The sequence below is a fragment of the Klebsiella sp. BDA134-6 genome (genome assembly GCF_015601345.1).
Classification (GTDB): Bacteria; Pseudomonadota; Gammaproteobacteria; order Enterobacterales; family Enterobacteriaceae; genus Klebsiella; species Klebsiella grimontii.
The window spans coordinates 4,579,013-4,605,139 of sequence record NZ_CP064784.1 but is presented as its reverse complement, the minus strand read 5'-3'; the positions used below and the strand labels follow the sequence as shown (position 1 = coordinate 4,605,139).

Sequence of the window (26,127 nt, the reverse complement as noted above, 5' to 3'; positions counted from 1 at the left end):
CAACTCAGGCTTTGGCCTGCTGGTAGTGGGCTGACGCGGAACAGGCGACGGCAGTAGTCGAGGAAATAACCGTACGCTGCGCCCATCATCATTGATACCACGATATTGGAACTTACCGCCGCGGCGATCTGATGCCAGTCGGCGCCAACAACCAGCAGAATCGCCACGTATACCGGTGACTGGAACGTCACATAGGCCACTACATCGGCAATATTCTTCATCCAGCCGGACGCGCTGATGCGGCGCGCCTGGCGCATCGCGAAATCGCGATAAAAGCCGTAAGGCACGGCAATAATAATGTTCACCGGAATCGCCACCAGTCGCGAAGATAACGACTGCTGGAAGGTCATTCCGGAGAGAAAAATTTCGATCATCATGTTCACAACGGTGCAGTAAACCACCATCGCAAAGGTGTCTGCTACCGCATGACGCAAGCGGGACTGCGCAGAGAACATCGGTGTGCTCCTCGAAAATGAAGTCGATAATGCCAAAAGACCGGCCGTTAATCAGCGTTTTTGGGTGCCTGTTTTGATGTGCGTAGATTATATCTCTGCATTAAAAGAGGCAACTAGCTATAAATTTTTATTTAAAGGCTTTTGGTCGATAAAATACTCTGCTTCAGGCTGTTTTTTGTTCGTTACGCTACTTTTGTTCCTGGTGTTTATTTTTTTTAATATTTTTCAAAGAGATAGTTTATTATTGCGCCGTGGGGATCGGCGGGAGGCAGGGCGGAAGAGGACGATTGCGCGACAGAATCGCGTCGCGGTGGGCAGTGCATCACTTTTGGCATTTTTTACTCTTCAAAAAGCAAATTGTCAGCATGATATGCTGATTTAATTGCTGGGTGAGCATTCAGATTTTTTGCATGACTATTCCGCCAACGACAGTGCCGCCTTGTGATGGTCTGGCCGGGGTATACGGATAACTTGCTGAGCATGCAGGTAATAAGCTAAAGGCATTGGCTGGTTGATATTTCTCTTTTTGACCGGGTTTATTCACTGTGGGAAATTTCGCTTTTATCGATTTGTTTATCTTATTTATTGTCAAATATAGCTGATGGTATATCCGCAATTAGTGAAAGGCTGGAAATAAATAATTGTATCAATTAAACTAGCGTCGTAATCTTTGTTTCATTTGCTATTTGGGAATTTTTGAATTATATGTCATTACTATTAGAGAAGCTGAATAATATACGTTCACTCCGCGCCATGTCCTGTGAATTCTCCATTGACGTGCTTGAAGATATGCTGGCAAAGCTAAGGACCGTCACTGAAGAAAAACGTGCTGAAGAGCAGGCTGCTCAGGCACAGCGGGCAGAACATCAGGAAAAACTAAATACCTGGCTGGAGTTAATGATTGCTGATGGTATTACCCCTGAACAATTAGTGGGCCACAATAGCGCTTCCTCGAAAGGGAATAAAAAGCGCCAGCCGCGTCCGCCTAAATATCGTTTTACCGATCATACCGGCGCCGAGAAAACCTGGACCGGACAGGGACGTATGCCGAAGCCGCTTGCGAAAGCGATGGCTGAGGGAAAATCCCTTGATAGTTTCCTGATCTAATCGTTAAAACGGTGGGGAGACCCACCGTTATTGTTACCCGGCTTGATCAGCACACGCCAAAATCGCCATCTTCTTTATATGCCGTCACATCGGCAGCCTTCAGCGTATATTTCTCGCCCTGCTCGTTGCTTGCCTGAACGGCAATAATGCGATCGTCCTCGACTTCAACGACTTTAAGTTTTGGCCCACCCGCGCGCGGTTGTACCAGGTCACCGACTGAAAACATACTGCTTCTCCTGTGTGCTGATAAATCTTTCGCTGACAATAACCATAGCTCAGCAAAAGCGTTACCAACAACTGACCAAAAGAGGTAGAGGCTAGCGACGGTTCCAGGGCATCAAAGCCAAAAGACGCGCCATACCGCAAAAACCGGTGATCCCGGCGAAGGTTAATCCGGCGCCGACGAAGGCGCTAAGCAGAAAAAAGCCGCTATTAAAAGCGTAACCTAAAACGACGCCAAGCAAGATCAGAACCCCGGCGGCGATCTGGACCTGGCGCATCAGCGGTAGCGGCTGAGATTTATCCTCTTTCACCGGCAGACCCGCCGATTTCCACGCCTGAATTCCGCCAGCCAGTAGTTTTGCCTGCGCCGGTGCGGCGGCCTGCGCCAGACGGGAGGCATTATTCTGGGTGCGCGATCCCGCCTGACAGTGAAAAACGATCGTTTCTTCAGGGTTGGCGCGCAGCGCCGAGCCATTTGTCAGGGTTGTCAGCGGCATGAGTTCCGCTCCGGGAATATGCTCGCGGGCGTATTCATCGGCATCGCGGATATCGATCAGCCGCGCGCCGCGGCCGATGAGGTCCCGGGCTTCGGCAGGAGAAAGAGTGGCAATAGTCATAAACGCTCCTTAAGGGCAATAGATTGACTTCAGCGCGGCGACAATGTGCTGAACCGCTGGCCGGGTAATAAAGTAGTGAATGCGCTGCGCCTGGCGTTCGCAGCCGATCAGGCCTTCATCGCGCATCCGCGCCAGATGCTGGGAGGTAGCGGAGGGGCTCAGTCCGGTGATGCGCGCCAGTTCGCCGGCGCTGGTGCCCGGCGCATCGCATAGCATGCACAGAATCAATAGCCTGCAGGGATGGCTCATGGCTTTCAGCAGCGCGGCGGCTTCGCCGGCGCTGGCCTGTAGCTGTTCGGGTGTATTCATTTATTTTAGTCTTTTCTAAATTTAGTAAAGTCTAAAATAAAAAAGCGTCTAACGCCAGCAATGAATGCTGCAGTGACAAAATGGCGCGGCTGAAACCTGGTAACGCTAATGCCGGTAATATGGCCACCGCGCTTCACGCCCTGAGTGAATCAGAAGGCTATGCGCTATGGCTCCCGCGACGGGCGGCGCGGCGATACAGCGTGCTGCGCGCGACGCCTAAAGCCTGCGCGGCTTTACTGATATTGCCGTTATAGCTTGCCAGCGTATCGGCAATCAGCTGCGCATCGTGCTGCTGAAGCCCGCGCGGCGGGCGGGGGACGGGAGAACTTCGGTATTCCTGGGGCAAATCATCCACCGTCAGCGTTTCACCCTCTTCGGCGAGCGCCAGCAGTACCCTCATTAGGCTTTGCAGCTGGCGGACGTTGCCTGGCCAGGGTTGAGTCGCCAGGTGTTGCACAACCTCCGGGGCCAGTGCGACGCGACGTTTTTCTCCGCCGAGCTCGCGCCACAATCGCTGGATAAACGCCGGGCGTTCAGGCCACTCGCGCAGCGGCGGCAGCGTCAGAGCAAACTCGCGCAGGCGGTAGAGCAGGTCTTCGCGGAAGGTACCTTCGGCGACGCGCTGCGCCAGGTTGCGGTGGGTGGCGCAAATCACCGCGAAGTTAACCGGCGAGCTCCGGCTGGCGCCAAGGGGCGTGACCTCTTTCTCCTGTAAGATCCTCAGCAGCCGGGTCTGCAGCGTTAACGGCATATCGCCGATCTCGTCAAGAAACAGCACGCCGCCGTCGGCCTCGCGAATCTTGCCGATATAGCCGTTTTTGTTTGCGCCGGTAAACGCCCCGGGCTGGTAGCCAAACAGCTCGGATTCAATCAGCGATTCCGGAATGGCGGCGCAGTTGATGGCGACGAACTTGCCGCCGCTCCAGCGGCTGTGCCGGTGCAGGGTGCGGCTGACGTACTCTTTGCCGCAGCCGGTTTCGCCTTCGATACACAGACCGATCCCGGCGTTAAGCAGGCGCAGCAGCTTCTCCCCTTCGCGCTGGCTGGAGAAGGGCAGATCGATACCTGGGCGTGGGGTCACCGCGACGCTTGCGGTAGCGGGCGCGCGCAGACGGAAATAGTAGTGACGATCCCCGGCGGCGAGCGGCAGCGGTATGCTGACGGCGGTTTGCCGCAACCGTGGAAAAAGCTGCTGAAAAGTGAGATGGCCGAACTGTTCTGCGTTGAGCGAGAATTCGCGCATCGCCAGCCGGTTGGCGGCCGTCAGAACTGCGTCCGTAAACACCAGCAGCAGTTCATCGACGCCGTCGAGTTTCTCCGGCTGAGGGTGAAGGCTCATCAGCCACTGCTGTGGATGCAGACTCTGCTTAAACCACAGATACTCTATCTGCTTCGCGGCGCCTTTCACCCACGCCAGCGTTCGCGCGTGCGGATAGTGAGCCGGGCCGGAGATATCCAGCACCCCGGCTATATTGCCCTCGGGACTTTGCAGCGGCACGGCGGCGCAATAAAGTCCCCGGTTGCTGGCCAGGAAATGCTGGCGGCCATCGATTTCGCAGCTATCGTCAATCGCCAGCGCGGTGCCAATGGCGTTGGTTCCGCGTCCGCTTTCGCTCCACAGATTGCCCGGCGCTAAAGCGAAGCGCTGCGCTTTCTGCATGGCGTGCGTATCGCCAAAGGTTTGCAAAACCAAACCGCTGGCGTCGGAGAGAACCACGACGGATTGCAGGTCGTTGACTTTGCGGGAAAGCGCATTGACGACCGGCTGGGCCAGCGTTTGCAGGCGGCTATGGTTGGCGAGCCTCTCGGCCAGTTCGCTGGCGTGCAGGCGAGGGAAGTCATCCGTGGCGGGGTCGAGGCCATAGCGCTGGCTGCGGCACCAGGAGTCGCTCAGCAGCGGACTCGCTTCGATCTCTGGCGTCAGGGCAAACGGATTTCCTGGCACGGGACACCTCATGGTTTTATTTGTGTTGCAATATTGTAGCTATAAGGTTTTTGTAGTGTTGCGATTTGCGACACATAAGAGACATTCCATGCGACAGAGCGAAAAGTGAATCTATTAAGTAATTGAAAATAAATAATTATTTAAAATAAGGAAAAATGGCATAACCCCTGCAAAGGGGAGAGGCGCAGCGAGCAGCCGTACAAAACTAATACGCCGCTGCGCTTCAACCCTACATGAAGGAGATTCGCGATGCGTTATGCACATCCTGGCACGCCGGGCGCTTTGGTAGCACTGAAGTCAGCCTACGGTAACTTTATTGACGGTAAATTTGTCGAACCGATCGGCGGTGAATTCTTTATGAATACCTCCCCGGTCGACGGTAGCAACATCGGGCAGTTTCCGCGTTCTGATGCCAAAGATATCGACTTCGCCCTTGATGCGGCGCACCGGGCTGCCGACGCCTGGGGCAAAACGTCGGCTCAGCACCGCGCGAATCTGCTGCTGCAGGTTGCCGACCGTATTGAAGCCAATCTGGAATATCTGGCGGTGGCGGAAAGCTGGGATAACGGTAAGCCAATCCGCGAAACCCTTAACGCCGATCTGCCGCTGGCGGTCGATCACTTCCGCTATTTCGCCGGCTGCCTTCGCGCGCAGGAGGGAAGCACGGCGGAGATTGATGAAACGACGGTGGCTTACCATTTCCATGAGCCTCTCGGCGTGGTCGGGCAAATTATTCCGTGGAATTTCCCGCTGCTGATGGCCGCCTGGAAGCTGGCTCCGGCGCTGGCGGCGGGCAACTGCGTGGTACTTAAACCGGCGGAGCAGACGCCGCTCAGCATTACGCTGCTGCTGGAGATTATTGGCGATCTGTTCCCGGCGGGCGTGCTTAACGTGGTGCAGGGTTTTGGCAAAGAGGCTGGCGAAGCGCTGGCAACCAGTAAACGCATCGCCAAAATCGCCTTCACCGGCTCCACGCCGGTTGGCCGGCATATTATGGCCTGCGCGGCGGAAAATATTATCCCCTGTACAGTTGAGCTGGGCGGTAAGTCGCCGAATATCTATTTTGCCGACGTGATGGAAGGCGAAGAAGAGTATATCGAAAAGGCGGTAGAGGGCCTGGTTCTGGGCTTCTTTAACCAGGGCGAGGTCTGCACCTGCCCGTCCCGCGCGCTGATTCAGGAGTCTATCTACGAGCCCTTTATGGCGCGGGTCATGGACAAAGTAGCGCAAATTCGCCGCGGCGACCCCTTTGATACCGACACGATGATTGGCGCTCAGGCGTCGCGTCAGCAGTTCGATAAGATCCTTTCCTATATTAAGATCGCCCGCGATGAAGGCGGTAAGATCCTGACCGGCGGCGAACGCGCCAGCATCTCTGCCGAACTGGATAACGGTTTCTATATTCAGCCGACGCTGATTCAGGGCCGCAACGATATGCGCAGCTTCCAGGAGGAGATCTTTGGCCCGGTTATCGGTGTCACCACCTTTAAAGATGAAGCCGAGGCGCTGTCTATTGCTAACCAGACCCAGTTTGGCCTTGGGGCCGGGGTGTGGACGCGGGATACCAATCTGGCCTATCGCATGGGGCGCGGCATTAAGGCCGGCCGGGTGTGGACCAACTGCTATCATATTTACCCTGCGCACGCCGCGTTTGGCGGTTACAAACAGTCCGGCGTAGGGCGCGAAACCCATAAGATGGCGCTTAACGCCTATCAGCAGACGAAAAACCTGCTGGTGAGCTACGGTACGGCGCCTCTGGGTCTGTTCTGATCGGTAACGTCAGCTATTTATTTTAGTAAAACCCGCAATCTTCAGCATAGATTGCGGGTTTATTATTCCATAAAGAAAGTGTTGTTATTTGTTTTGCCTCCCTTGCTTTCACATGAAATACCCTTGGCATTGATATTCTCTATATATAATTACTCAGGTGATTATTGTTTTTTTGGTTACGAAAATAAGATAGAAACCAATCTAGGATTTATCCTAATATTGTGTAAATTCACGGTCCGCTCACAGAATGATTGCCGAAAAATCGCGGTAAATTCTAGGGTAATTGTTAAATTACACTGTCTGATGTTGATTTTTAATGTTGTTGTCTCGTGATTTTTGGTTGCGTTAATTAACAAACGGCGCAATGTTTTGAATATTATTCTTATATGTAAAATAAAACAGCATTTCATTAACATAACAAAATATTGCGAATTGTAATGGGTAAGGATAGTATTTATTTGTTCCCTTAATGAATGGTTGATCAATTACGCCGAAGTAACTTTCTTTTTTAATAAAAGATTCGAATAAGCAGCTCAGTTTTTTGCTGCCTGCTATCCTGCGGACGGAACGCGAATATTATTAACATGGAGGATCTGTACGCAGATTAGCCCGAGGCTTAAGCCATCGCGCTCAATCTGTCGAAAATATAAGTTAGAGATGAGATGAATAATGAAAACGCAATTTCGTATTATGGCAATGTTTGTCGGTGCTCTGGTTTCCGCTAGCGCATTATCCAGTCCTTCACAATCGGCCAGTTCAGTAATGACCGTTAACCCCGGCTTTAGTGCGGGAACGCAGGGCACGGGCGGTCAGGTAGAATTTACCGGCTCCATTACTGACTCCTCTTGTAATGTCGATAGCACCAGTGCGAACCAAAGCGTCGATCTGGGAAAATGGGCGAGCAGCTATTTTACCGGAGCAGGTTCTGAAACGACGAAAACCGCCTTCCATATCAAAGTAAAAGATTGTCCTTCCACCGTCACCACCGTCTCGGTACTGTTTGACGGTACCCGTGATACCAACAATAGCGATCTGCTGGCGATTAACGGTACCGCAAGCGGGGTGGCGATAAAGCTTTACGAAGACGATAAGTCAACACCGGTTGATCTCGGCGCCGTATCACGTGGCCACAGCGTTACCGCTGGCGCGAGCGGGGCGGCAACAGGTACCGCCGATCTGGAATTCTTTGCCGACTATGTCTCAACCAGCGCGGTTTCCGCCGGTTCTGCCAACGGTACGGCCAACTTCAATATGATTTACAACTAATACCCTAAAAGCGGGTAAAGCTGCGGTTATTTATGGCTTCCCATGCTGGGCCGCTGCCTGGCTGAAATACGGATGCATCATTTCTGCAGACTTTTTATCAGCTTCAGGTAGCGATACCCGCTTTTATTATTCCCGGACGGTAGTCATTATGAAACGAACGATCGCCGCGATAGCCTTTTTATTGCTATCAACTGCGGCACAGGCCGGTATTGTCATGGGAGGAACCCGTGTTATTTATCAGGAAGGGAAGCGTGAAGCCGCAATATCGGTCACCAACGCTGATACTCATTCACCTTATCTGGTGCAATCGTGGGTGGAAAACTATGCGGAAAACAATAAAAGCCGCGTGCCTTTTATTGTGACGCCGCCGCTTTTCCGTCTCGATCCCGAACAGCAGAACGTATTGCGTATTAACTATATTGGCGGAACGCTGCCCACCGATCGCGAATCCGTTTTTTGGCTCAACGTAAAAAGCATTGCGCCCACGAAAAAAGATGAAGCGAATAAGCTTCAGGTTAATATTAAATCAAAGTTTAAGATTTTCTATCGTCCGAATGGTCTCCCGGGGGAGCCTGCCGATGCATGGCGCAAGCTGACGTTTAAAATTGAAGGTTCCAGACTGGTTGCCCAAAATCCGACGCCCTATTTTGTCTCCTTTTTTGTTATTTCGGTTGGCGCGACAGAAATTCCCGAACCCGGTATGATTGGCCCCCTTGACCATAAAGAGTGGCCAATTACTCATTCCGGGGCAGTCAAATGGCGCGCCATTAATGACTTCGGTGGTATTACGGATTACGCGCAACAGTAATTTTTGTTTGGCCTGGTCAGGATATTGTGAAAAATACAACCTCGGGTATGACTTCCGTTTATTCGGCGATCGCTGCGCCAACCGGTGGGATTTTATTATTGCCGACGGCGCTTATTTTACTATGCCAAAGCGGTATCGCGCGGGCGGAGGACTACTTTGATCCGGCGGCATTAGAATTTGCCAATCCGCAGCAAAAGACCGCTGATTTACACTATTTTGCTAAAACAGGCGGCCAGCAGCCCGGGACATATCCAGTCAGCATCTGGGTAAATAACCAGGAAATAGCCCAGAGCGAGGTGACATTTGTCGACAGCAACGGCGCGCTGCAGCCGCAGTTAACCCCGGCGCAGCTGGCGGAATATGGCGTCAACGTCAGCGCTTTCCCGGCGTTTAATACCCTGCATGAGGGAGAGCCGTTCACCCGCATCGAGCGTTATATCCCTGATGCCAGCAGCCGTTTTGACTTCGCCACTCAGCGCCTGAACTTAAGCATTCCCCAGGCGGCAATGAACGTGCAAAGCCGCGGGTACGTCGATCCGGCGCGCTGGGATGAGGGGATTCCGGCGGCATTTGTTAACTATAACCTGACCGGGTCGCAAACCCGGCAGTCGGATGACAACAGCCGCTCCAGCTACCTGAATTTACGCAGCGGAGTGAACTTTGGCGCCTGGCGACTGCGTAACGTCTCGTCGATGGAGTATGACCGGACCCGGCGCTGGAATTCACAGAGCACCTGGCTGCAGCGCGACCTGAAGTCACTCAAAAGCCTGCTGCGGATGGGCGATACTTTTACGAGCGGCGACGTTTTCGACAGCGTGCAGTTTCGCGGCGTTCAGCTGATGTCGGATGATGAAATGCTGCCGGATAGCCAGCGCGGCTTTGCCCCGACGATCCGCGGTATGGCGCACAGCAATGCGAAAGTCACCATCTCCCAGCATGGCTACGTTATCTATGAAACGTTTGTCTCGCCGGGAGCGTTCGCCATTAACGATCTCTATCCGACGGCGCAAAGCGGCGACCTCGAAGTCCAGGTTAAAGAGAGCGACGGTTCGGTGCGGACCTTTACCCAGCCCTTTTCAGCCGTACCGTTTATGCTGCGCGAAGGACGAGTGAAATTTAGCCTGAGCGCCGGGCGCTACCATTCGGGGCAGAGCCAGACGCCATCGCCGACATTTTTGCAGGGGACGCTATTTTATGGGCTGCCGGCCGAGTTCACGCTCTACGGCGGTAGCCAGCTGGCGCAGGATTACCAGTCCTGGGCGCTCGGCGTCGGACGTGGTTTTGGCGAGCTGGGCTCGCTTGGGGGCGATGCGACATGGGCGAATACCAAAACGCCATCGGGAAAGCGCTCGGCGGGCCACTCGCTGCGCGTGCAGTACCAGAAGGATTTTGCCGGAACCGGCACCTCATTTAGCCTCGCCAGCTATCGTTACTCCTCTGGCGGTTATTACGACTTTAGCGAGGCCAACGCGCTTGAAAGCCGCAATGGCCTTGTGGACAACAAGCGCAGCCGGGAGGAAATCTCCGTATCGCAGGCGTTTGGCGGTATGAGTAGCCTGGCGATTTCCGCCTGGTCACAGGAGTACTGGCACCGCCAAAGCCGTGATGAAACAATCCATCTCGGATTTTACAGCGCCTGGCGAGGCGTTTCGTGGGGCGTGGGTTATTACTACACCCAGTCTTCCGATCGCCAAAAAGCCGATCGCTCATGGTCCTTCAACCTGAGCATTCCGCTTGGCGGCCCGCTTGCCGAGAGCGCGATTAGCTACAGCACCACTTCCGACAATAACGGACGCACCTCGCAGCAGGCGTCGCTGTACGGTTCGATTCCGCGTAATCCCCATCTCTATTATTCCCTTCAGCAGGGCTACGCTAACGGCGGACAGGGCAGTAACAGCAGCGCATCGCTGGATTACCATGGCGGCTACGGAACCGCGCAGCTCGGCTATCGCCAGGATAGCGGAAGCCATCAGCTGACCTGGGGCGCTGCGGGCTCCATCGTCGCCCATCCTCATGGCGTGACGCTGGGGCAGACCGTCGGCGATAGCTTTGCCATCGTACGCGCGCCGGGAGCCGCCGATGTGGCGATTCAAAACGGCAGCAACGTGCATACCGACTGGCGGGGTTATGCGGTGGTGCCCTCGCTGACGGCGTATCGCAAAAACACCATTACGCTCGATACCGAATCGCTGGCCGACGATGCCGATGTTGAACTTGAAGGACAGACGGTGATCCCCGGCGGCGGGGCGGTGGTGCAGGCAAACTATCAGACCCATATCGGCAACCGAGTACTGTTTACGCTCAGCGATAGCCGCGGTCCGCTGCCGTTTGGCGCCAGCGTTCGCCTGCGTAAGGCTGAAGACGAGCAAGGCGCGGTTCCGGGCGGCATGGTGGCTGATGGCGGGCAGGTCTATCTGAGCGGTATCCCGCAAGAAGGGACGCTTGATGTTGCCTGGAACGCCGACAATATCTCGCGGAAATGCGCGCTGCATTTCCATCTTACCGATACCGTACAGCAGGGACAGAGTCCGGTAAAAACCGTCTCTGGCGTTTGCCAGTAGGTCAGCACTGAGGTGATTTTGCGCATAGTATCGTTTTTATTGCTACTGATGGCCGGGATTTATAGCCACGGCGGGTGGGCGGAAACCTGTAAAGGGGATATCGGTCAGATGACCGTTAACGTCCAGAATATTAAGTATCTGCCTACGCTGCCGCTGAATACGCAGATGACCAGCGTGATGGCGGATAACGGCAGCGGGATTCATTTCACCTGCGATCTTCAACTGCCGAAAGCGGCGGCTAAACGTCTGGTGTATCGGCAGCTTAAAACCGCCTCATCGCCCCTGTCGATCGGCGGCCAGCACGTTTTTCCCTCCGCGCTGGACGGCATGGGCTACACGTTGGGCTTTCAGTGCAGCGGCGGCGCCATTCGCGTGATTGATGGCAGCCATGCGGCCGGTAGCGCGGAGTCCGTGACGGTTTGCGACAGCAATGAAATAGCTAACCTGCTGACGCAGCAGCAGATTGTGGTGAAAGTCTTCGTGACGTTTTATAAGACCGGCGAGGTCGCTCTGGCCAGCGGTAACCACGCTAACGTTCCGGCGCAGCCGCAGATTGGCGAACTGACTATTCAGCAGCAGGCCGATAGCAGCGCCGCTTTTGTCGCCAGCCCGCCGGTCACTCTCGATATGGCCGCGCTGAACGTCGATATCGGCAGCAGCGGCAGTTGTCAGGTCTCAACCGCGAATATTCACGTCAGCCTCGGCGCGGTAAATAAAGCGGAGTTTAAAGGCAAAAACACCGTCGGCGGCAGCGCCAGGAGCTTCTCCATTCCGGTCTTCTGTTCCACGCCGACCGATATCCGTATTGGTTTTTTTGGCGTGACGACGCAAACCGGGGGGACGGATACCCTGGCGCTCAGCAAAGACAATGCCTCCGCGAGCGGGGTGGGCGTCAGGCTGACCTACGGCAATAACAGCGCCCCGGCGCCAGCAGTCGGAACCGGCGTCAAAATCAACGAAGCCAGCAACTTACCTGTGCTCAAGCGAATTACCGCCAGCAGCGCCGGCGCGGCGGAAAATATCAACTTCAACGCCCAGTACATACAGACGGATGACGCGGTAACCGCCGGTACCGCCAATAGCATGGTGACGTTTGCGCTGGAGTATAACTGACCGTCGCTTTCGCGCTGCGGCTCACAAAAAAGAGATGTCATAACGATTTTTCGCACAGTGAGCGGATCGGTACGCTATCAATGATCGAGAGATTAAGCGGCTGACCGGGAGTACTTATGTGCGGGAAAATCGAAAATGAAAATCGCCTTTGGTGAGCTTAAGCCTCTTTTGCAGGCGCAGCGCGTTTTTGTCGGCGGGCAGAAACTGGTCTGCGCCCACGCCTTTTACCGTGATGACCTGCCGATCGATGTACCGGAAAACCTGGCCACCGAGGCCTATACCACCTACTGGGGGCGCTGCGGTGAACGGCTGGCCTCACTGGGTGCTTTTAGCTATACGCGAACCCTGCTGCCAGCGCTCATCAGGGTAGGGCGCTACACCTCGATTGCCGATCGGCTACAGGTGCTGGGCGACCGGCATCCGTTGGAGTGGGCCAGCGCCAGCCCGGTTTTTTATGCTCATCACTCTGGCGTGATGGCGACGCTGGCAGCCGACAGCGGCAGGCCCAACCAGTTTTACCCTTTTGAGAAAACGCCCCGGCCAATAACCATCGGCAACGATGTGTGGATTGGTCAGAATGTCACCCTGGCGCAGGGCATCACGATTGGCGATGGGGCAGTGATTGCCGCCAACGCGCTGGTGGTCAAAGACGTCGCGCCGTACGCCATCGTCGGTGGTCATCCGGCGAAGGTCATCCGCATGCGCTTTAGCGAGGCGATTATCGAGCAACTGCTGGCGCTACGCTGGTGGCGTTACTCTGCCCAGGATATTGCCGCTTGTCCGGTTAATCAGGTTGAACGCTTTTGCGAGCTGCTCGCCGGGCGCGTCGCCGAAGGGACGCTGTCCGCTTTTTCGCCGCCGGTATTGACGGCGACCATGATTAAAGATTTTATGGCGAATAAACAGCATCCGCCGCGCAGCGCGGTGTAATCAGAAACGGTTCACATTTGGACAAGGATAAAAAGATGAAGTTGAAGTCAGGTATTGCTTTCATCATTGCCGCCATCGCCTTTGGCGCTCAGGCGCGCGACATGAACAGCATCCAACAAAGCGGCGAACTTAAAGTCGGCGTGCCGGGAGACTACGCGCCGCTGGCGTTTCACAATAAAGCCGGAGAGCTGCTGGGCTACGATGTGGATATGGCGAAAGATCTCGGCAAGCGCCTTGGCCTGAAGGTGCGCTTCGTGCCGACCAGTTGGCCAACTCTCTCCGCCGATCTGAAGGCCGATAAGTTTGATATCGCCATGGGCGGGGTGACGGAAACCGCGGCGCGGGCGAAAGATTTCGCGTTAAGCCAGCCGGTGGTGCCGAACGGCAAAATTGCGCTGGCTAACTGCGCGGCAGCGCCGGCCCTCGGTAGCCTGGAAAAAATCGACCAGCCGAACGTGAAGGTGGTGGTGAATCCGGGGGGAACCAACCAAAGCTTTGTTGATGAACATATCAAGCATGCGCAAATTATCCGGGTGAAAAACAATATCGATAACCTTGAAGCGCTGCGGCAGAAAACGGCGGATATGATGGTGACCGACCTGATCGAAGGCGTCTATTACCAGAGCAATGAACCGGGCGTATTCTGCGTGGCTAACGAGACGCCGTTCCCGGGAACCGCGAGCTTTAAAGTCTATATGATGAATAAAGAGAACCCGCAGCTGCTGGAGAAAGTAAACCAGTGGCTGGATAGCCAGGATAAAAATGTGCTTAAGCAGAAGTGGCGCATTCATGACCAGGTAAAACCATAAAGCAATAAAGGTTTTCTATGCGGGTCTGGCGGAAGATAATCAGCGCATCGGGTTTTCCGCCAGCACATCGTGAAGCAGCCAGTCATAAAACACCTTCACTTCCGGACGCATGATCGCATGCTGCGGCGTCACGATGTAGTAGGACCAGGTTAGCGGCCAGCGGCGGGCGGCCTGTAGCTGGACGAGTTGCCCCGTGGCGAGGTGCTGCCTTACCAACGCCCGGCGGACGAGGGCGACGCCGCGCCCGCTGAGGGCGGCAAGGATAACCGCCGACGTTGAGTCGATATGCATCCCGCTATCGCGCGCCGTCGGGGCCTGAGCCGCGGCCAGCACATCCTCCCATGAGGGAAAGCTGGCACCGGGATGCGGCGTATCATCATGAATCAGCTTTTGCGCCGCCAGCCACTCGCCGCAGGTGGTTTTGTCTGCCGGGACGATAAGTGGGCTGCACACCAGCAACGCCTCTTCATCCATCAGCCAGGTTTTATCGACCCCGGGCCAGTCACCGCGGCCGCAGCGAATACCTAAATCCGCTTCGCCGTGGGCCACATCCATCAGCTTTTCCGTAACGTTGAGGCGCAGGTCGATATTTTCATGGGCGGCGGAGAAGCGATTTAAGCGCTCCATCAGCCAGTTCATCATCAGCACCTGCGAGGCGGTGATCACCACCACCGAACGCGCCCGGCGGCCGCGAAGCTTATTCAGCCCGCTCTCCAGCTTATCCAGTCCCTGAGTAATATCCTGCAGCGCTTCCTGGGCCTCGCTCACCAGGGTCAGACGCGCTTTACCGGCACGGGTGCGGTGCAGCAGCGGATGGCCGACCCACTCTTCCAGCGCCCTGACCAGCTGCCCGACGGCGGCGGGGGTCACCCCCAGCTCGCGCGCCGCGCCGGTAAAGCTGCCGTGGCGGGCGGTGGCTTCAAAAGCGTGAAGCCATTTCAGTCGGTTAAGCGATCGCATGCTGGATATCCCTCAGTCAAATTTCGCCTCAGTATAGGCCATCAAGATAGATTTTCTTTGCTGCAGGACTATTTCTTCTCATTCGTCAGCGCGGTTCAGGACAGGCATGCTGAGGCCATACAAGCAACCGTGAAGAGGTGAATGATGAATACGACGTTTATGGGAAAAAAACTGCTCGTGATTGGCGGGACCAGCGGTATGGGGCTGGCGACGGCCAAACGGGTGGTGGAGAATGGCGGCAGCGTGGTGTTGGTGGGCAATCGTCGGGAAAAGGCCGAACAGGCGCGTCAGGCGCTGGCGACATACGGTAAGGTGGATATTCTCGTGGCCGACCTGATGAGCGAGGCCGGTATGCAGCAGGTCATGGCGAACATCAATGCAGAGCATCAGGATATCAGCCTGCTGGTCAACGCTGCCGGCGTCTTCTTCCCGAAGCCGTTTATCGAACATGAAATGGCCGATTACGATCGGTATATGAATCTCAACCGCGCGACGTTTTTTATCACCCGTGAGGTGGTGCGCAATATGCTGGTCAACGGCATCAAAGGCTCGATTGTGAATATCGGGTCGATGTGGGCGCAGCAGGCCATCGGCGCGACGCCGTCCTCGGCATACTCCATGGCGAAGGCGGGGCTGCATGCGCTGACGAAAAACCTGGCGATTGAGCTGGGCGGTAGCGGTATTCGGGTCAATGCGGTATCTCCGGCGGTGGTGCATACGCCAATCTATGAAAACTTTATTCCTGAAGAGGATGTGAAGGCTGTGATGAATAGCTTCGACGGCTTCCATCCCGTTGGCCGCGTCGGCACGCCTGATGATATCGCGCAGACCGTCACTTTTCTCCTCAGCGAGAGCACCCGCTGGGTGACCGGTGCGGTTTGGGATATTGATGGCGGCGTGATGGCTGGTCGGAATGTCTGATTACGTTCATTATGTCAGTCAGGGTATTGGCATAACGAAAACGAATTCAGGATAAAAGAGTCCATGAGCGCTGAGATAACGCTGCCCGTCGGGCAGCAAAACCAGAATATTATTCGCCTGGCGACGGCACAGGCGCTGGCGGGAGCAAACTCGGTGGTGTTTTACGCCACAGGGGCGATTGTTGGCAACGCCATCGCGCCGCTACCGACGCTGGCAACGCTGCCTGTCACCATTTTTGTGCTGGGTATGGCGGCCTGCATACTGCCGTTTGGCGAACTGGCCAGACGGCGCGGACGCAAGACGGTCTTTATGACCGGCACCGGGGCCGGTGTGTTGACGGGAATGCTGGCGGCGCTGGCGGTGGTGCTCGGTTCGTTCTGGCTATTCTGTATCGCGGCCTTTTTCGGCGGCGCCTATGCGGCGGTGGCGGTTTCTTTCCGCTTTGCCGCCACTGATGGCGTCAGCGGCGAGCGGCGCGCCCGGGCGCTCTCCCTGGTTATGGGGGGCGGCGTGGCGGCGGGGGTTATCGGCCCGATGCTGGTGACCGGCACCATGAATCTGTGGCCACCACACACCTTCGCAATGACCTTTATCGCTCAGGGACTGGTGGCGGCGCTATCGGCGCTGGTTTTACTGGGGGTAAAAACCGCCGCGCCGGTGGCGCAGACCCAATCTGGCGGGCGTCCGCTGGGCGAAATCGTACGCCAGCCGGGGTTTTCCCGGACGGTATTCAGCGGCGCAATCTCCTATATGGTGATGAATTTTTTGATGACCGCCGCGCCGCTTTCCATGCACATGCACGGTATCTCGCAGCAGGCATCGAATCTGGGCATTCAGTGGCACGTGATCGCCATGTACGGCCCAGGATTTTTTACCGGCAAGTTGATTAATCGCTTCGGCGCCCGGCGTATTAACGCTGCAGGGTTGATTCTACTGGTGCTGTCGGTGATGGTTGGCCTCGCCGGTATCGACATTATGCACTACTGGCTGTCGCTTATTCTGCTCGGCATTGGCTGGAACTTCGGCTTTACCGGCGCGTCGGCGCAGATTATGGATTTCCACCGCCCGGAAGAGAAAACCCAGGTGCAATCGCTGAACGATTTTATTGTCTTCGGGGTCATGATGATTGGCTCGTTTTCCTCCGGCGCATTGATGAATCTCTTCGGCTGGAATGCCGTGCTGTGGGGGTCACTGGTGCCGGTTGTGGTTGCGCTGATCGCATTATTGTTCGGCAGGCGTCCAACATTAAGAGGATAAGCCGCTTCGCTTTTTAAACGCGAGCGGAAGTATTTTTCCGCTCTTTATTTTTTGTCACGACAGCATTTTTCAAATGTGAATTGGTTGCATGAAATAGAATTCATATCTCATTTTTTCAGGTGATGGATCTCGTTAATGCGATCCCTCACATCCGCTTATGAACCTTTATAAGATAAAAGGAAATATGTGTGGGTGAGTTTTTATCCCCGGAGTGAGGTGCGGGATAATATTTAGATGATAGGGCTGGCTTATTATATCTATAGGTCCTGCCTGTCGTGGGTTTTGACGTTAATCAATATACGCAGTGCTTTCACCGCTATTATGTTACGTGAAATTATAAGTATAAGACGTCATTATCTCAGCTGCAATGCCTCAAAGGAATGATCTTATGAAGAAAATTGCGACCATTACGGCCTCTGTCATTACCGCAGGCTTGTTATGTTATTTAGGGTTGTCAGGCTATATCTGGTATTACGACAATCAGCGTATTAAAAAAAACGAGCAGCAACTCTCGGCGGTTGACGAAAATAATAAAGTTCTCTCTTTTTTTAGTGAAAAAGGTTGCGACTACTGCCATACGCCAGCGGCGGCGTTGCCCTTTTACGCCTCTTTTCCCGTAGCCAAACAGTTGATGGATTATGATGTGCGGCTGGGATACAAATCCTTTAGCCTGCAATCCGTGCGTACCTCCCTGATTGACGATAAACCCGTTTCACAAAGTGAATTAAACAAGATTGAGTGGGTTATGCAGCATCAAACGATGCCGCCCACGCGTTACGTCGCGCTGCACTGGGCCGGCAGAGTGAGCGACAGCGAACGTATTGAGATACTCAACTGGATAAAGCACCAGCGCGAGCGCTACTACGCCAGCGCGGATACCGCCGCGGAGCATCGTAATGAACCTCTCCAGCCGATCCCTAAAAAACTGCCCGTCGATGAGCAGAAGGTTGCGCTGGGTTTTCGTCTTTATCATGACGCGCGAATATCGGGCGACAGCACAATATCTTGCGCACACTGTCACGCCTTAAACGCGGGCGGGGTAGATGGCAGAAAAACGTCCATTGGCGTAGGGGGGGCTATTGGGCCAATTAATGCGCCAACGGTATTTAACGCTGTCTTTAATATTGATCAATTCTGGGACGGTCGGGCGTCAACGCTGCAGGAACAGGCCGGTGGCCCGCCGTTAAACCCCATTGAGATGGCATCAAAATCCTGGGGAGATATTATTAATAAACTGGATAAAGATCCTGTATTGAAAAAGGATTTTTTAGCCGTTTACCCGCAAGGTTTTAGCGGTGAACGCATTACTGATGCTATCGCTGAATTTGAAAAAACATTAATTACCCCCGATGCGCCATTTGATAATTGGCTGCGCGGTGATGAAGGCGCTCTGACCGCCCAACAAAAACATGGCTATCAGCTATTTAAGGATAATAAATGTGCTACCTGTCACGGCGGTATTATTCTCGGCGGCCGCTCTTTTGAACCTCTGGGGCTGAAGCGTGATTTTGATTTTGGCGAAATAACGGCTGCTGATATTGGCCGAATGAATGTGACTAAACAAGTTCGTGATAAATTACGCCAAAAAGTGCCGGGTCTGCGTAATGTGGCTCTCACCGCCCCCTATTTCCATCGCGGTGATGTTCCGACGCTTGATGGCGCGGTAAAACTTATGCTGCGCTATCAGGTCGGTACTGAATTAGCACAAAAAGATATCGATGATATTGTCGCTTTTCTGCATAGCCTGACCGGTGTCTATACGCCATATCAGCCTGGGCAATAACGGTATGACGATGAGCGAACGTTCCCGGAGTTGGCTGAGGGCCATTAAACTGTACCGCGAATGCGATGGTCGGACGCTGATGAAGGATTTTTCATTCAGCGTTTCGCCGGGCGATTGGGTGCAGATCGCCGGAGGCAACGGTGCGGGGAAAACGACCCTCCTGCGCCTGCTCGCCGGACTGGCTCGCGCGGATGCCGGTGAAATCTACTGGCAAGGCCAACCCCTGCATCGCGTACGCGACGGCTACCAGCAAAACCTGCTGTGGATTGGCCATAAGCCGGGAATCAAAGCCCGTCTGACTGCCCTGGAAAATCTACGCTTTCTTTATCAACACGACGATATCGCTCAATGCCGGGAGGCCCTGGAACAGGCGGGGCTTGCCGGCTACGACGATACTCCCGTTAACCAGCTCTCCGCCGGTCAGCAGCAGCGCGTGGCGCTGTCGCGTCTCTGGCTGACCCGCGCCCGGCTGTGGATCCTCGACGAACCTTTTACAGCTGTCGACACGGCAGGCGTCGAGCGCCTGATTCAGCGCATGGCGCAGCACACGGAACAAGGCGGCATCGTTATCTTCACCACCCATCAACCCATTACCGCGGCGTCCGGCAGGATACGGCGCATTGCGCTGAGCGGCGAGGGGACGGAACGGTGATGTGGCGGATTTTTTGTCTTGAACTGCGGGTCGCGTTTCGCCATCGCGCGGAAATCGCCAATCCGCTGTGGTTTTTTCTGATGGTCATCACCCTGTTCCCGCTGGCTATTGGTCCGGATCCGCAGCTTCTGGCGCGGCTGACGCCCGGCATTATTTGGGTCGCTGCGCTGCTCTCCTCGCTGCTGGCGCTGGAGCGCTTGTTTCGCGACGACTTTCAGGACGGCAGCCTCGAACAGCTGATGCTGCTGCCTTTGCCGTTGCCGGCAGTGGTGCTGGCTAAGGTGATGGCTCACTGGGCGGTGACCGGTCTGCCCCTGCTGATCCTGTCGCCGCTGGCGGCGCTGCTGCTGGGCATGGACGTCTATGGCTGGAAAATTATGGCGCTGACCCTGCTGTTAGGGACGCCAACGCTGGGATTCCTCGGCGCGCCGGGCGTGGGGCTCACCGTCGGGCTTAAGCGCGGCGGCGTGCTGTTAAGCGTGCTGGTTCTGCCGCTGACGATTCCGTTACTCATTTTTGCCGCCGCCGCGATGGATGCGGCGGCCATGCATCTGCCCGTTGAGGGGTATATGGCGATCCTGGGCGCGCTGCTGGCGGGCAGCGCAACGTTAAGCCCTTTTGCGACGGCGGCGGCGCTTCGCGTCAGCATGCAGTAGCGCCTGTCTCCCTGATGGCGCTTATCAGGTTTGCGACGGCGGGTGGTTTTCAGGCCCGCGCTTATCAATAGATTCATCTTTATTTCTGGTGACTGAAATATGAGGAAAACAGGGATTCGACTAACGCATCCGCCGCGGCTTTATCAGCTCTGCGGCAGGGTTGCGCCGTGGCTGGGCGGCGTCAGCGCGCTGGTGCTACTCGCGGGCTGGGTCTGGGGATTTGGCTTTGCGCCCGCGGATTATCAGCAGGGCGACAGCTATCGCATTATCTATCTGCACGTGCCGGCGGCCATGTGGTCTATGGGCATTTATGCCCTGATGGCGGTGGCGGCATTTATTGGCGTGGTCTGGCAGATGAAGATGGCGAATCTGGCGCTGGCGGCAATGGCGCCCGTGGGGGCGGTATTTACTTTTGTGGCGCTGGTGACCGGAGCCGCGTGGGGGAAACCTATGTGGGGCACCTGGTGGGTTTGGGATGCCAGATTAACCTCTGAGCTGGTGCTGCTATTTCTTTACGTCGGCGCGATTGCGCTGTGGCACGCTTTTGACGACCGCCGTCTGGCCGGTCGCGCGGCGGGTATTGTGGTGCTTATTGGCGTGGTGAATTTACCGATCGTTCACTACTCGGTGGAGTGGTGGAACACCCTGCATCAGGGTTCGACGAATATGCAGCAAAGCATCGACCCGGCGATGCGCACGCCGCTGCGGCTGGCGATTATCGGCTACCTGCTACTGTTTATCACGCTGGCGCTAATGCGCATGCGGAATCTCATTTTGCTCATGGAAAAACGTCGTCCGTGGGTAAGCGAGCTGATTTTAAAAAGGGGCCGTCGATGAACTGCGCATTTGCAAACTGGAGCGATTTCCTGGCCATGGGCGGCTATGCCTTTTACGTCTGGCTGGCGGCGGCATTGACCGTTATCCCGCTAATGGCGCTGGTCGCGCACAGCGTTATACAGCATCGGATCATCCTGCGCGGCATCGTACAGCAGCGCGCTCGTGAAGCCCGGATGCGCGCGGCGCAGGAGGCAAGATGAATCTTCGCCGCAAAAATCGGCTGTGGGTCGCCCTCACGATCCTCGCCGGGCTCACGTTGACCACCGCGCTGGTGCTCTACGCGCTGCGCTCGAGTATCGACCTGTTCTATACGCCCGGCGAAATCCTCTATGGCAAGCGCGAAACGCAGCAACGGCCCGAGCCCGGTCAGCGTCTGCGCGTCGGCGGGATGGTCATGCCCGGCAGCGTGAAGCGGGATCCGAACTCGCTGCGGGTGAGCTTTAGCATCTATGACGCCGAAGGTTCGGTGGATGTCAGCTACGACGGCATTCTGCCGGACCTGTTTCGTGAAGGGCAGGGCGTGGTGGTGCAGGGCGAGCTTGATGAACAACGCCGGGTACAGGCGAAAGAGGTGCTCGCCAAACACGATGAGAGCTATACCCCGCCGGAAGTGGAAAAAGCGATGGAGAGAAACCATCGCCGGCCGGATAGCGCCTACAGGGATGCCTCCTCATGATGCCTGAAGTCGGCAACGGGCTGCTGTGTCTGGCGCTTGGCGTTGCGCTACTACTTTCCGTCTATCCGCTGTGGGGCGCGGCGCGGGGCGATAGGCGAATGATGGCCTCTTCCCGGATATTTGCCGGGCTGCTGTTTATCCTCGTAATGGGCGCCTTTATGGTGCTGATTAACGCCTTGATTACGAACGACTTTACGCTGAACTATGTGGTCAACAACGCCAATACTCAGCTGCCGGTCTGGTACCGCGTGGCCGCGGCCTGGGGCGCTCATGAAGGTTCGCTGCTGCTGTGGGTGCTGCTGATGAGCGGCTGGACGCTAGCGGTAGCGCTGCTCAGCAGGCGGATGCCGCTCGATATCGTTGCCCGAGTGCTGGCGGTGATGGGAATGATAAGCGTCGGCTTTCTGCTGTTTATTCTGTTCACCTCCAACCCGTTTGCCCGTACGCTGCCGGAATTCGCCATTGAAGGGCGCGACCTGAATCCGCTGTTGCAGGACCCCGGGCTTATCTTCCATCCACCGCTGCTGTATATGGGCTATGTTGGATTTTCGGTCGCCTTTTCCCTGGCGATAGCCTCGCTGTTGAGCGGACGGTTGGATAGCGCCTTCGCGCGCTTTTCACGCCCGTGGACGCTGGCAGCGTGGGTCTTCCTGACGCTCGGTATTGTGCTGGGCTCCGCATGGGCGTACTACGAGCTGGGCTGGGGCGGCTGGTGGTTCTGGGATCCGGTGGAAAACGCGTCACTGATGCCATGGCTGGCCGGCACCGCGCTGCTGCATTCGCTGGCGGTTACTGAACAGCGCGCCAGCTTCAAGGCGTGGACGCTTCTGCTCGCCATCTGCGCATTTTCACTCTGTCTGCTGGGGACCTTTCTGGTGCGTTCCGGCGTGCTGGTCTCGGTTCATGCTTTTACCTCCGATCCGGCGCGCGGCATGTTTATTCTTGCCTTTATGGTGCTGGTGGTTGGCGGCGCTTTGCTGCTGTTCGCCGCGCGTGGCTATAAGGTGCGCTCGCGGGTAAATAATGCGCTCTGGTCGCGCGAGTCACTGCTGCTTGGCAACAACGTTCTGCTGATTACCGCGATGCTCGCGGTGCTGCTGGGTACGCTGCTGCCGCTGGCGCATAAACAGCTGGGCCTCGGCAGCATTTCGATTGGCGCGCCGTTCTTTAACACGATGTTCAGCGGGCTGACGGCGCCGTTTGCGCTGCTGCTGGGCATCGGCCCGCTGGTGCGATGGGGGCGAGATCGCCCCCGCAGGCTCAGGCGGCTGCTGGTTATCGCCAGCGCAAGCACGTTGGCGCTGGCGCTTCTGTTGCCATGGTGGTTTGGCGATAAGATTGTCGCCATGACGGTGGTCGGGCTGGCGATGGCCTGTTGGGTCTTTACGCTGGCGATGGTGGAGATCGCCTGGCGGGTTTCACGCGGCGCCAGAAAGACACTCAGCTACTGGGGAATGGTCGCAGGCCACCTCGGGCTGGCGGTCACCATTGTGGGCATCGCTTTTAGCCAAAATTACAGCGTGGAGCGCGATGTGCGTATGCGCACGGGCGACAGCGTCGACATCCATGAATACCGCTTTTCCTTCCAGGAGGTCAAAGAGATTCTCGGCCCAAACTATCGTGCTGCCGTCGCGGTCATTGGCGTCACGCGAAACGGCGAACCGCAGGCGATACTGAATGCGGAAAAACGGTTTTACGCCAGTAGCAACGCCATGATGACCGAAGCGGCGGTTGACGGCGGATTTACCCGCGATCTCTATGCCGCGCTGGGTGAGGATCTGGGCAACGGCGCCTGGGCCGTGCGCCTCTATTATAAACCGTTCGTGCGCTGGATTTGGGCGGGAGGAGTGCTGATGGCGTTGGGCGGAGTATTGTGCCTGAGCGATCCACGCTACCGCCGGCGTCGTGGACACCCTACCGCGGAGGTCGGATGAAGCGCGGTATGATGGTGATCCCGCTGGTCATTTTTATGGCCATTATGCTGCTGCTGGTATGGCAGCTGGCGCGTAATGCGCAAGGGGACGATCCCGCCAGCCTGGAGTCGACGCTGATTGGCCAGCCGGTGCCGCTTTTTCGCCTTGAGGCGTTGGAGGATAGCAAGCAGCATTTTCAGGCGGATGTGCTGAGTCAGGGCGAACCGCTGCTGCTTAACGTCTGGGCAACCTGGTGCCCGACGTGTCGCGCAGAGCATCGGTATTTAAATCAGCTTTCCGCGCAGGGGATCCGCGTGGTTGGTCTGAACTACAAAGACGATCGGCTGAAAGCGATAGACTGGCTGAAAACGCTGGGCAATCCCTATGCGCTGAGCCTGTTTGACGGTGACGGAATGCTTGGCCTGGATCTCGGAGTCTACGGCGCGCCGGAGACGTTTTTGATCGATGGGCAGGGGATTATTCGCTACCGCCACGCGGGCGATCTTAACGATCGGGTGTGGGAACGTGAATTCAGGCCGCTGTGGGAGAAGTACAGTAGGGAGGCCGCGCCATGAGATTTCTACTGAGTGCGCTGATGCTGCTGCTTTGCGCGCACGCGCTGGCCGCTATTGATGTCATGCCGTTTAAAGATGAGGAGCAGGAACAGCGGTTTCGCCTGCTTACGGAGCAGCTTCGCTGCCCGAAATGCCAGAACAATAGCATTGCTGATTCCAGTTCCGCGATCGCGGCAGATCTGCGGCAGAAAGTTTTTGCGCTCATGCAGGAAGGGAAAAGTAACGATGATATCGTGGACTACATGGTGGCGCGCTACGGCAACTTCGTCACCTACGATCCGCCATTAACCCCGCTGACTATTCTGCTGTGGGTACTGCCGGCCACCGCGATCGCCATCGGCGGTTGGGCGATAGTGGCCCGTTCGCGCCGCCGCGTCAGGATCGGACTGGAGGCGTTTTCTGCCGGCCGGGCGCCTGAGAGCAAACCCGCCGGGCCGTGGGTTTATATACCCGGCGCGGTCATTGCGTTGGCGGTAGGCGCGGCCAGCTATTGCCATACCGGCCACTATCAGCAGGTGAGAATCTGGCAGCAGGCGGTGGACCAGACGCCGGCCCTGCTGGCGCGGGTACAGGAACCAAAGGCGTTGCCGCTTGATGAAGACGATTTGCGGCGTCTGGCCCTCGGGTTACGCACCAGACTGTGGCAAAACCCGGACGCCAACGTTGAGGAGTGGCTTATGCTCGGGCGGATTGGCAGGATCCTGGACAACGCCGGTATGGTGACTCAGGCTTATGCTCGCGCTTACGCGCTGGCGCCAGAGAACGATCGGGCGGCATTTAGCTATGCGGAGGCGCTGCTGCGGGTATCGGACCCACGGGGTGACGCGCTGGTGCGCCAGCTGATGGCGCACCAGCGCGTTAACGCCCGCCTGCTTAATCTGTATGCGCTTAGTGCGTTAGAACAGGCGCATTTTAGCGAGGCGCTGACGGCGTGGAAGACGCTGCTGAACCTATTACCGCCTGACGATGCGCGTCGAGCGGTCATTGAGCGTCACATTAACCAGACGGAGCAACGGTTAACCCATGGCGATCCCGCCGCCGAAGCGCCGGGTTAATAACCGCTCTGTTTATTCACCAGGTTTTTCAGCGGCAGCGCCTGCCGCTGCCGCTGGATGTTATCCAGCAGCTGGCGGGCAATCACCTCCGTCTGCGCGATGGAGGCCATATGCGGAGTGATAACCACCTGCGGATGCTGCCACAGCGGGTCTTCCTGGGGCAGCGGTTCGACGGGGAACACGTCCAGCAGCGCGCCGGAGAGCTTGCCGCTATCCAGCGCCTCGAGCACGTCCAGATTCACCATATGCTCGCCGCGTCCGCAGTTAATTAGCGCTGCACCGTCAGGTAGTTGCTCCAGTAAAGGGTGGGCAAGGATGCCTCGCGTCTGATCCGTTAACGGCAGGACGTTGATCAGCGCATCCAGTTGGCCAAGAAATTCGCCAGCCTGAGCATCTCCGTGATAACAACGCACGCCAGCAAGGGATTTTTCACTGCGCGCCCAGCCGGAAACCTTATATCCCAATCCGGCAAGCTGCGCGGCGATATAGCCGCCAATTTCGCCGAGGCCCATGACCCCAACGTGATAATCGGCCGCCGCTCGCTGCGGATACATTTTCCAGACGCGCTCGCGCTGGTGAGCCAGCGCCCGGTCAAAGCGCCGCTGAAACCACAGCACGCCCCACAGCGCGTATTCAAACATACCGTGACGAAAATCTTCATCCACCACCCGACAGAGCGGAACATCGCTGGCGAAAACGCTGGCGGGTAAATGGTCGACGCCGGCAGACGCGGCCTGGATCAGCTTCAGTTGAGGCGAGCGCACCAGCAGTTGCGGGTCGGGAAACCAGCAGCAGGCATATTGCGCCTCGCGGGCGGCGGGGTCCTCTGGCAGAACCGCTTTCACTTCCGGGAATAGCGCGAACGCGGCGCAAATCTCCCGGGTATACTGAGGATCGTTACAATCCACGACGAGGGTGAACTGAGTCATA

The 26,127-nt window shown here is 56.4% G+C and carries 26 protein-coding genes and 1 pseudogene; 20 read left to right on the top strand and 7 right to left on the bottom strand.

The window, feature by feature from the left end:
• Positions 1–4: 4 nt before the first annotated feature.
• Positions 5–455 (bottom strand): annotated as a pseudogene (gene alaE, locus IYV58_RS21180) (L-alanine exporter AlaE).
• A gap of 4 nt (positions 456–459) precedes the next feature.
• On the opposite strand from alaE, the gene IYV58_RS21175 reads away from it, so the two are divergent.
• Together IYV58_RS21175 and stpA are read left to right on the top strand one after the other, a co-directional pair.
• The gene (locus IYV58_RS21175) at positions 460–837 is read left to right on the top strand and encodes a hypothetical protein (protein ID WP_159103632.1); all 378 of its coding nucleotides are present in this window, start codon (positions 460–462) and stop codon (positions 835–837) included.
• Between the two features lie 323 nt (positions 838–1,160).
• Entirely contained in the window at positions 1,161–1,562 is a 402-nt protein-coding gene (gene stpA, locus IYV58_RS21170; RefSeq protein ID WP_195729242.1) for a DNA-binding protein StpA, read from the top strand.
• Positions 1,563–1,608: 46 nt separating this feature from the next.
• On the opposite strand, the gene IYV58_RS21165 is transcribed toward stpA, so the two are convergent.
• The 4 genes from IYV58_RS21165 to IYV58_RS21150 form a co-directional block, all read right to left on the bottom strand.
• Positions 1,609–1,788 carry a YodC family protein gene (locus tag IYV58_RS21165; RefSeq protein ID WP_004123934.1) on the bottom strand — a complete coding sequence of 60 codons (180 nt, stop codon included), beginning with the start codon at positions 1,786–1,788 and terminating at the stop codon, positions 1,609–1,611.
• Between the two features lie 91 nt (positions 1,789–1,879).
• Positions 1,880–2,401: a rhodanese family protein gene (locus IYV58_RS21160; protein WP_004123931.1), complete on the bottom strand. Its 522-nt coding sequence runs from the start codon at positions 2,399–2,401 to the stop codon at positions 1,880–1,882.
• Between the two features lie 9 nt (positions 2,402–2,410).
• On the bottom strand, positions 2,411–2,710 hold the full coding sequence (locus IYV58_RS21155; RefSeq protein WP_004123928.1) for an ArsR/SmtB family transcription factor: 300 nt from the start codon (positions 2,708–2,710) through the stop codon (positions 2,411–2,413).
• A 157-nt stretch (positions 2,711–2,867) separates the two neighbouring features.
• Entirely contained in the window at positions 2,868–4,655 is a 1,788-nt protein-coding gene (locus IYV58_RS21150; RefSeq protein ID WP_004123925.1) for a sigma-54-dependent Fis family transcriptional regulator, read from the bottom strand.
• A gap of 249 nt (positions 4,656–4,904) precedes the next feature.
• Between IYV58_RS21150 and IYV58_RS21145 the strand changes: the two genes are divergently transcribed.
• From IYV58_RS21145 to IYV58_RS21115, 7 genes are all read left to right on the top strand, one after another.
• Positions 4,905–6,425: an acetaldehyde dehydrogenase ExaC gene (locus tag IYV58_RS21145; protein ID WP_004123921.1), complete on the top strand. Its 1,521-nt coding sequence runs from the start codon at positions 4,905–4,907 to the stop codon at positions 6,423–6,425.
• Between the two features lie 669 nt (positions 6,426–7,094).
• Entirely contained in the window at positions 7,095–7,691 is a 597-nt protein-coding gene (locus IYV58_RS21140; protein WP_004123918.1) for a fimbrial protein, read from the top strand.
• Positions 7,692–7,839: 148 nt separating this feature from the next.
• Positions 7,840–8,499, top strand: a complete 660-nt coding sequence (locus IYV58_RS21135; RefSeq protein ID WP_004123915.1) for a fimbrial biogenesis chaperone — start codon at positions 7,840–7,842, stop codon at positions 8,497–8,499.
• 26 nt (positions 8,500–8,525) lie between these two features.
• Positions 8,526–11,060, top strand: coding sequence for a fimbria/pilus outer membrane usher protein (locus IYV58_RS21130; RefSeq protein WP_004123911.1), 2,535 nt, complete (start codon positions 8,526–8,528; stop codon positions 11,058–11,060).
• Positions 11,061–11,108: 48 nt separating this feature from the next.
• The gene (locus IYV58_RS21125; RefSeq protein ID WP_049114728.1) at positions 11,109–12,173 is read left to right on the top strand and encodes a fimbrial protein; all 1,065 of its coding nucleotides are present in this window, start codon (positions 11,109–11,111) and stop codon (positions 12,171–12,173) included.
• 135 nt (positions 12,174–12,308) lie between these two features.
• Positions 12,309–13,103, top strand: coding sequence for a CatB-related O-acetyltransferase (locus IYV58_RS21120; protein ID WP_004123906.1), 795 nt, complete (start codon positions 12,309–12,311; stop codon positions 13,101–13,103).
• A gap of 35 nt (positions 13,104–13,138) precedes the next feature.
• Entirely contained in the window at positions 13,139–13,912 is a 774-nt protein-coding gene (locus IYV58_RS21115; RefSeq protein ID WP_195729241.1) for a transporter substrate-binding domain-containing protein, read from the top strand.
• 39 nt (positions 13,913–13,951) lie between these two features.
• Here the strand turns inward: IYV58_RS21115 and IYV58_RS21110 are convergent, their stop codons facing one another.
• The gene (locus IYV58_RS21110) at positions 13,952–14,872 is read right to left on the bottom strand and encodes a LysR substrate-binding domain-containing protein (RefSeq protein ID WP_004123900.1); all 921 of its coding nucleotides are present in this window, start codon (positions 14,870–14,872) and stop codon (positions 13,952–13,954) included.
• 144 nt (positions 14,873–15,016) lie between these two features.
• On the opposite strand from IYV58_RS21110, the gene IYV58_RS21105 reads away from it, so the two are divergent.
• From IYV58_RS21105 to IYV58_RS21055, 11 genes are all read left to right on the top strand, one after another.
• Positions 15,017–15,793: an SDR family NAD(P)-dependent oxidoreductase gene (locus IYV58_RS21105; protein WP_004123898.1), complete on the top strand. Its 777-nt coding sequence runs from the start codon at positions 15,017–15,019 to the stop codon at positions 15,791–15,793.
• A 63-nt stretch (positions 15,794–15,856) separates the two neighbouring features.
• On the top strand, positions 15,857–17,050 hold the full coding sequence (locus IYV58_RS21100) for an MFS transporter (protein WP_004123896.1): 1,194 nt from the start codon (positions 15,857–15,859) through the stop codon (positions 17,048–17,050).
• A 388-nt stretch (positions 17,051–17,438) separates the two neighbouring features.
• Positions 17,439–18,833, top strand: coding sequence for a cytochrome-c peroxidase (locus tag IYV58_RS21095; protein WP_004123895.1), 1,395 nt, complete (start codon positions 17,439–17,441; stop codon positions 18,831–18,833).
• A 10-nt stretch (positions 18,834–18,843) separates the two neighbouring features.
• Positions 18,844–19,485: a cytochrome c biogenesis heme-transporting ATPase CcmA gene (gene ccmA / locus IYV58_RS21090; protein WP_032741933.1), complete on the top strand. Its 642-nt coding sequence runs from the start codon at positions 18,844–18,846 to the stop codon at positions 19,483–19,485.
• A complete protein-coding gene (gene ccmB / locus IYV58_RS21085) occupies positions 19,485–20,141 on the top strand; it encodes a heme exporter protein CcmB (protein WP_004123893.1) in 657 nt (218 codons plus the stop codon). The genes ccmA and ccmB overlap by 1 nt, the downstream gene beginning before the upstream one ends.
• Before the next feature lie 99 nt (positions 20,142–20,240).
• Positions 20,241–20,978: a heme ABC transporter permease gene (locus IYV58_RS21080; protein WP_004123892.1), complete on the top strand. Its 738-nt coding sequence runs from the start codon at positions 20,241–20,243 to the stop codon at positions 20,976–20,978.
• Positions 20,975–21,178, top strand: a complete 204-nt coding sequence (ccmD, locus tag IYV58_RS21075) for a heme exporter protein CcmD (protein ID WP_004123891.1) — start codon at positions 20,975–20,977, stop codon at positions 21,176–21,178. The genes IYV58_RS21080 and ccmD overlap by 4 nt, the downstream gene beginning before the upstream one ends.
• Positions 21,175–21,654, top strand: a complete 480-nt coding sequence (gene ccmE, locus IYV58_RS21070) for a cytochrome c maturation protein CcmE (RefSeq protein WP_004123890.1) — start codon at positions 21,175–21,177, stop codon at positions 21,652–21,654. The genes ccmD and ccmE overlap by 4 nt, the downstream gene beginning before the upstream one ends.
• Complete coding sequence (locus tag IYV58_RS21065; protein ID WP_004123889.1) at positions 21,651–23,588, top strand: heme lyase CcmF/NrfE family subunit; 1,938 nt, start codon at positions 21,651–21,653, stop codon at positions 23,586–23,588. Before ccmE ends, IYV58_RS21065 begins: the two co-directional genes overlap by 4 nt.
• Positions 23,585–24,142 carry a DsbE family thiol:disulfide interchange protein gene (locus IYV58_RS21060; RefSeq protein ID WP_004123886.1) on the top strand — a complete coding sequence of 186 codons (558 nt, stop codon included), beginning with the start codon at positions 23,585–23,587 and terminating at the stop codon, positions 24,140–24,142. Before IYV58_RS21065 ends, IYV58_RS21060 begins: the two co-directional genes overlap by 4 nt.
• Positions 24,139–25,197 (top strand): cytochrome c-type biogenesis protein CcmH, encoded by a 1,059-nt coding sequence (locus IYV58_RS21055; RefSeq protein WP_004123882.1) that lies wholly within the window; start codon positions 24,139–24,141, stop codon positions 25,195–25,197. The genes IYV58_RS21060 and IYV58_RS21055 overlap by 4 nt, the downstream gene beginning before the upstream one ends.
• On the opposite strand, the gene IYV58_RS21050 is transcribed toward IYV58_RS21055, so the two are convergent.
• Positions 25,194–26,126, bottom strand: a complete 933-nt coding sequence (locus IYV58_RS21050; RefSeq protein ID WP_004123880.1) for a 2-hydroxyacid dehydrogenase — start codon at positions 26,124–26,126, stop codon at positions 25,194–25,196. The genes IYV58_RS21055 and IYV58_RS21050 overlap by 4 nt on opposite strands.
• Position 26,127: the final 1 nt, after the last annotated feature.

What these genes read in the sequence shown, in the direction of transcription:
- stpA (WP_195729242.1), top strand. Translation starts at nt 1,161, where the DNA reads ATGTCATTACTATTAGAGAAGCTGAATAATATACGTTCACTCCGCGCC.
- IYV58_RS21165 (WP_004123934.1), bottom strand. Translation starts at nt 1,788, where the DNA reads ATGTTTTCAGTCGGTGACCTGGTACAACCGCGCGCGGGTGGGCCAAAA.
- IYV58_RS21160 (WP_004123931.1), bottom strand. Translation starts at nt 2,401, where the DNA reads ATGACTATTGCCACTCTTTCTCCTGCCGAAGCCCGGGACCTCATCGGC.
- IYV58_RS21155 (WP_004123928.1), bottom strand. Translation starts at nt 2,710, where the DNA reads ATGAATACACCCGAACAGCTACAGGCCAGCGCCGGCGAAGCCGCCGCG.
- IYV58_RS21145 (WP_004123921.1), top strand. Translation starts at nt 4,905, where the DNA reads ATGCGTTATGCACATCCTGGCACGCCGGGCGCTTTGGTAGCACTGAAG.
- IYV58_RS21140 (WP_004123918.1), top strand. Translation starts at nt 7,095, where the DNA reads ATGAAAACGCAATTTCGTATTATGGCAATGTTTGTCGGTGCTCTGGTT.
- IYV58_RS21135 (WP_004123915.1), top strand. Translation starts at nt 7,840, where the DNA reads ATGAAACGAACGATCGCCGCGATAGCCTTTTTATTGCTATCAACTGCG.
- IYV58_RS21125 (WP_049114728.1), top strand. Translation starts at nt 11,109, where the DNA reads ATGGCCGGGATTTATAGCCACGGCGGGTGGGCGGAAACCTGTAAAGGG.
- IYV58_RS21120 (WP_004123906.1), top strand. Translation starts at nt 12,309, where the DNA reads ATGAAAATCGCCTTTGGTGAGCTTAAGCCTCTTTTGCAGGCGCAGCGC.
- IYV58_RS21115 (WP_195729241.1), top strand. Translation starts at nt 13,139, where the DNA reads ATGAAGTTGAAGTCAGGTATTGCTTTCATCATTGCCGCCATCGCCTTT.
- IYV58_RS21110 (WP_004123900.1), bottom strand. Translation starts at nt 14,872, where the DNA reads ATGCGATCGCTTAACCGACTGAAATGGCTTCACGCTTTTGAAGCCACC.
- IYV58_RS21105 (WP_004123898.1), top strand. Translation starts at nt 15,017, where the DNA reads ATGAATACGACGTTTATGGGAAAAAAACTGCTCGTGATTGGCGGGACC.
- IYV58_RS21100 (WP_004123896.1), top strand. Translation starts at nt 15,857, where the DNA reads ATGAGCGCTGAGATAACGCTGCCCGTCGGGCAGCAAAACCAGAATATT.
- IYV58_RS21095 (WP_004123895.1), top strand. Translation starts at nt 17,439, where the DNA reads ATGAAGAAAATTGCGACCATTACGGCCTCTGTCATTACCGCAGGCTTG.
- ccmA (WP_032741933.1), top strand. Translation starts at nt 18,844, where the DNA reads ATGAGCGAACGTTCCCGGAGTTGGCTGAGGGCCATTAAACTGTACCGC.
- ccmB (WP_004123893.1), top strand. Translation starts at nt 19,485, where the DNA reads ATGTGGCGGATTTTTTGTCTTGAACTGCGGGTCGCGTTTCGCCATCGC.
- IYV58_RS21080 (WP_004123892.1), top strand. Translation starts at nt 20,241, where the DNA reads ATGAGGAAAACAGGGATTCGACTAACGCATCCGCCGCGGCTTTATCAG.
- ccmD (WP_004123891.1), top strand. Translation starts at nt 20,975, where the DNA reads ATGAACTGCGCATTTGCAAACTGGAGCGATTTCCTGGCCATGGGCGGC.
- ccmE (WP_004123890.1), top strand. Translation starts at nt 21,175, where the DNA reads ATGAATCTTCGCCGCAAAAATCGGCTGTGGGTCGCCCTCACGATCCTC.
- IYV58_RS21065 (WP_004123889.1), top strand. Translation starts at nt 21,651, where the DNA reads ATGATGCCTGAAGTCGGCAACGGGCTGCTGTGTCTGGCGCTTGGCGTT.
- IYV58_RS21060 (WP_004123886.1), top strand. Translation starts at nt 23,585, where the DNA reads ATGAAGCGCGGTATGATGGTGATCCCGCTGGTCATTTTTATGGCCATT.
- IYV58_RS21055 (WP_004123882.1), top strand. Translation starts at nt 24,139, where the DNA reads ATGAGATTTCTACTGAGTGCGCTGATGCTGCTGCTTTGCGCGCACGCG.
- IYV58_RS21050 (WP_004123880.1), bottom strand. Translation starts at nt 26,126, where the DNA reads ATGACTCAGTTCACCCTCGTCGTGGATTGTAACGATCCTCAGTATACC.